The sequence below is a fragment of the Pseudomonas imperatae genome, from assembly GCF_057128625.1.
This window is the reverse complement of the sequence record NZ_JBSKHP010000090.1, coordinates 1-531: the sequence shown is the minus strand read 5'-3', so window position 1 is coordinate 531 and position 531 is coordinate 1. Positions and strand designations below refer to the sequence as shown.

The following is a 531-nucleotide window of genomic DNA, read 5'->3' as shown; positions in this document are numbered from 1 at the left end:
TTAACCTCTTTAGGTCTTTCGAATCCACCGGCAACTAAATCATCTATTAATTTATCGGGTGAATCCAACGCAATGATTTTTCCACTATCGATAATAGCTACTCTATCACAAAGCACTTCTGCTTCATCCATATAATGTGTAGTAATAATAACAGTGGTGCCTTTCTTTCTGATATCCAGTACCAGATCCCATAAATTCCTACGTGCTTGAGGATCTAATCCTGTAGTGGGCTCATCCAAAAAAATAATCTTGGGTTTATTAATCAGTGTAGTAGCAATGGAAAATCGCTGTTTCTGTCCACCACTCAATTCCTTATATTTTGCTTTTGCTTTATCGCGCAAATTCACTGTATCCAATAATATTAAAGGATCGATAGTTTCATTGTATAGACCAGCAAATAAATGTATCAATTCTACCAAGGTTAAACCGGGATAATAACCTGAGGTTTGTAATTGTACACCGATGATTTTTTTGATCTCATTCGGTGCATCATCCAGGTTCAAGCCATCTACTATCACCGTTCCGCTGGTT

1 protein-coding gene is annotated in these 531 nt (G+C 37.1%); it reads right to left on the bottom strand.

Features of this window, described 5'->3' with window-relative positions:
• A partial coding sequence (locus ACWKWX_RS32755) for an ABC transporter ATP-binding protein (protein WP_483829949.1) occupies positions 1 to 531 on the bottom strand: 531 nt, incomplete at both ends.